The following is a 4492-nucleotide window of genomic DNA, read 5'->3' as shown; positions in this document are numbered from 1 at the left end:
AGTGACGCGATGGAACGCGACCAGTTCGCGCATCCGCGGCACCACGGCACCGTCGGGGCGGTGAGCATAGACCTGGAGCACGTCGTCGACGTCGTCTGCCCCGGTGTTCTCGAGCGTGACCCGCAGCCGTCCGAGCGGCGCAGCGTCTCCGCGACGTATGTGGTCGGCGTTCGGCCCGGTAGACCTCTGAACGTCCTCCGCATCGTCCGGGATCGTCTCCAGCGCTCGCACTCGAACCTGATCGGGCCCGGCCCCAAAACCGAATGGTCGCAACACCGGATCCCTGGCGTCGGCGTACACGCCGTCGGATGAGTGCCGGTCATCGTGGTGCACTGGCACCACGCCGGCGTACCTGGGCAGTGTCATCGGCAGCCGCCCGGTCGCGGGGCGCACGCCCGTCAGCACATCAAACACCGCGTCGGCGCCGTACGGACCGGGGTAGCCCGCCCACAGTGTGGTGTCCGCGTTCTCCAGCACCGAGGTCAGGACGTGTGGCCGCCCCGCCACGACGACTGCCACGACGGGAGTGGAGGTCGCCTGGCGCACGTGGACCAGCAGTTCGTCCTGGTCTCCAGGGAGCCGGAGGTCGGCCAGATCCACACCCTCGCCCGACGTCGCCCGTGTGGGAGCTCCGCCCGCGGCCACATCGACAGCCCCGACCTCAGTGAACTCGTCGTCGTAGGAACGGTGGCTGGTCCCGCCGAGCACCGCGACGACGAGGTCCGCCTCCGCCGCAAGCGTGTCGACGTCGGCGCCGGGCTGTAGGGACGGCACGTGGTCGAGCCGCGCCCCCGGTGCAAGCCGCGCGCGCAGAGCCTGAAGAACACTGGGCGATTCCCGATCGGCAGTACGGCAAGAACATGCATTGTGGTCGTTATCGTGACCACAATGTCGTCCATTTGGTCGGTCCTCCGGCGGCAGGGGTGGGACGTAGTCTCCGAGCAGCGCCGTCGCCTCGGCCGCGTGCGGCCCGATGACCAGCACGCGGCGCGCTTGATCCAACCGCAGCGGCAGCGCGTCGGGCCCGTCGTCGAGTAGCACGAGCGAGCGCCGGGCCAACTCCGCGGACAGCTCCTGCGTTCGGCTCCGTGCCGTGTCCAGTGTTGTAGTCGAGTCCTGGGTTGTGTCGGCGTCCACCGACTGCATGTCATCGCCGGCCACGGACGGAGCCGGCAGGAGACCGAGCATCTGCTTGACGTGGAGCACCCGCCGGCAGGCTTGGTCGATCGCCTCCCGAACCTGTGGGTCGCCCTCGGCGACCTCCTCCAGCAGCGTGAAGGCATCGTCCCAGAGTGAGATGTCCACGCCGCTGAGCAGGGCGAGCCGTGCCGAGCCGGAGAGTGAGCCGGTCACGGTCTCCAACCGGTCGATCGCGTGCCCGTCGGCCATGACCAGGCCATCGAAGTTCCACTGACCGCGGAGGAGGTCGCGCAGCAGTGCTGGGTTGGCACAGCACGGCACGCCGTCGATGTCGTTGTACGCGGCCATCATGCCGATCGCGCCGGCACGGACCCCGGCCTCGGCCGGCGGCAGATGGATCTCCCGAAGATCGCGCGGGCCGATCACGGCGGACTGGCCGTTGCGGCCACCGACCGCCTCGCCCTGAGCAGCGAAGTGCTTGAGAACGACGCCGACGCCTGGACCTCCCAGAGCCTGCCGCTGCGGACCCTGCATCCCGCGGACCAGCGCGGCCGCCATCTCCGCGACCAGCAGCGGGGACTCGCCCAGACACTCCTCGGACCTGCCCCAGCGAGGGTCACGCAGCACGTCTAACGCTGACACCAGTGCAATGTGCACCCCGCTCGCGGCCAGTTCGGCGGCCACCGCCTGCGCGGCCTCCTCGACAAGGTCCGGATCCCAGGTCGCCGCCAGGTTCAGCGGTACCGGAAGAATCGTCCCGCCCAGCGCCTGATGACCGTGCGGTGCCTCCTCCACCAACAGCGGCGGTACACCCTGGGTGCTGCCGCTGCGGACAGCGTCGGTCACCAGAGCGGCCACTTCGGCCCTCTCGTCGGGATGGATGCCGTCCGCCCAGGACCGACCCGACCACGGGTCCGCCCGGAACACGCCGTATAAGGCGCCCATCCCGTCCCAGCGGTCCAGTTCGGCGCGGAACGTGTCGGTCAGCTGCCAGCGGCCGTCGACTCGTCGCACACATTGCCAGCCGAAGAGTCGCTGGTTGAGCTGCCCGACCTTCTCTCGCAGGGACATCCGGGCGACGAGCTGCTCGACCGCGCTCGCGGTACTTGTCATGTCGCGCTCACCGCCGTCGATCGCGCCTCCGGGGCGTCGACCGCGTTTCCCGCCGTTCACCGCGCTCCCCAACCGTCACCTGGCATGCGAAGCCTCGCGATCGATGCTGCATTCTGTACCGGATACTGCATTCCGTGTCGCGTTGAGGGCAGGATCGCCCTTTTGGCGGTACGAATCGCAGCATCCGCAACGGAATGTGCCAACGACGGCAGCGCGGAGATCGGTGCCGGTCATATCACGCGCCGATCGCCAACGATGGGTCTTCGCTCACCGCGGCGTAGACGCTTGTGCCCGCGGGAGCCGGCGATACCACCGAGGTCACGCTCCGAGCAGCGAGCCGCTCCGGGTCGGCCGCGTCCCTGGAGGTCACGAGTGCCGGGCGCTCGCCGGCAGCGGCCAGCTCCATCCATCGCGTGAAGATTCCGCCGCCCGGTGCCGCGTCGGCCCGCCGCAATGGCACGTCGTTCTCGTCCACCTCGATCCGCACGGCCGTGGTCCGCGGTGGGGCGGGGGCCGCCGACGCGAGCTCGGATGCGACCGAAGCGAACCGTTGGGCGATCGGCTTCGGCTTGCGGTCCTCGTCGAACAACCCGAGCGTGTGCTCGAGCTCCGGGAAATCGGCGAAGCTGCGTGCTACGTCGTGCGAGCACCACCACGTCACGCCCCACAGACCAGGGACGTCGGCGGCATGGCGCACCGTCTGCTCGCAGAAGTCGGCCGCCTCTTTCTCCGCCAGGCAGTTCAGGGGTGCACCGACCTCCTGCAACCAGACCGGCCGCTGGAGGTCGGCCGCGAACGCCCGGGACAGCTCCGCGAGGTACTCCGCGTGCCGCACGCTCTGCGCCGACATCCCACCGTAGTTCTGCCCGGTGCCGTTGAAGATCCAGGAGTGGATGGCGGTCATGTCCCCGCTGCGGCTCGCGTGCGACGGCAGGAACGGATGGTCGTCGAGGTACCACGCGGCGTCGTACTCGGCATGCAGGACCGCCACGTCCGAGCCGGCCGGCACCGCCCCCAACAACGCGTCGAGCCAGGCGGTGACATCGCTGGGTTGAGCGGTCATGGGGGAAGGATGCGGCCGATCGGCGAACTGATTGAGCTCGTTGCCGATGGTCAGGGCCATGAACCCCGGCGCGTCGGCGAGCGCCTCGTGCAGCGCACCGACGAGCTGCGCCTGCGCCTGAACGGCGTCCGGGTCGGTGAACATGCTCCGCCGGTGCCACGACGTCATCCAGCTGGGCAGGAAGTCGAAGCTGGACAGGTGGCCCTGGATGGCGTCCACCGCGGAGTCCAGTCCGGACGCCGTGGCGAGCTCCACCATCGTGCGCACGTCGTCCAGCGCCTGTGACCGTATGGTGGACCTATTCGGCTGCAACAACGGCCACAGCGGAAAGATCCGCACGTGGTCCAGGCCGAGCGCGGCGATCGCGTCGAAATCCCGGCGGACGTCGTCCCACGACGGTTCCAGCCACGAGTAGAACCAACCGGTAGACGGCGTGTAGTTGACGCCGAAACGCAGTTTCCTCAACCTTTGATTCCTCCAGTTTCCAGCCCTCGGAAGAAGAAGCGCTGGAGTGCGACGAAGAAGACGATGATCGGAATGAGTGCGATGATCGTCCCGGCCGCGATCAGGCGTGGGTCGTCGATGAACGTCCCGCGCAGATGGTTAAGCCCGACCGTGAGCGTGTAGTTGTCCTGGTCGGACAGGACGATGAGAGGCCAGAGGAAGTCGTTCCACGACCCCATGAACGCGAAGATCACGACGACGCTGATCATCCCCTTGACCTGGGGCAGGCAGACTCGCCGGAACCGCTGCCATGCGTTCGCCCCGTCGATGACGGCCGCCTCCTCCAGCTCCTGCGGGATGGCCAGGAAGCTGTTGCGCATGAGGAGCACGTTGAGCGCGGCGACCAAGGTCGGCAGAGCGACCCCGACCAGCGTGTCGTTCAGCCCCATCGACCGCACCAGGAGGAACTGGGCGACGATGACGGTCTCGATCGGCACCAACAGGGCGGCGACGAACACCAGCGCGGCGATCCCCCGGCCACGGAACTTCAGCCGGGCCAGCGCATAGCCGGCGAGGGTGGCACCGATGACGTTGCCGCCGACCACCATCGCGGCGACGATGGCTGAGTTGAGCACGTAACGCAGCAACGGCAGCCGGTCGATGACCTCCGTGTAATGCTCGAACGTGGGGTCACTCGGAATGATCTGCGGCGGCCGCGCGTAGATGTCGTCA

At 68.5% G+C, this 4492-nt stretch carries 3 protein-coding genes; all 3 read right to left on the bottom strand.

Translation table 11 applies throughout. From position 1 onward, the window contains the following. On the bottom strand, positions 1-2253 hold a 2253-nt coding region (locus tag ELR45_RS23975), incomplete at its 3' end, for a glycoside hydrolase family 3 protein (protein WP_129668584.1). 235 nt (positions 2254-2488) lie between these two features. After that, positions 2489-3772 (bottom strand): glycoside hydrolase 5 family protein, encoded by a 1284-nt coding sequence (locus ELR45_RS23970; RefSeq protein ID WP_129668649.1) that lies wholly within the window; start codon positions 3770-3772, stop codon positions 2489-2491. A gap of 5 nt (positions 3773-3777) precedes the next feature. Continuing rightward, positions 3778-4492, bottom strand: a 715-nt coding sequence (locus tag ELR45_RS23965) for a carbohydrate ABC transporter permease (RefSeq protein ID WP_205857161.1), incomplete at its 5' end; no start/stop codon positions are given.

The organism is Phytoactinopolyspora endophytica (assembly GCF_004138495.1).
Lineage (GTDB): Bacteria > Actinomycetota > Actinomycetes > Jiangellales > Jiangellaceae > Phytoactinopolyspora > Phytoactinopolyspora endophytica.
This window is presented reverse-complemented; position numbering and strand designations above follow the sequence as displayed.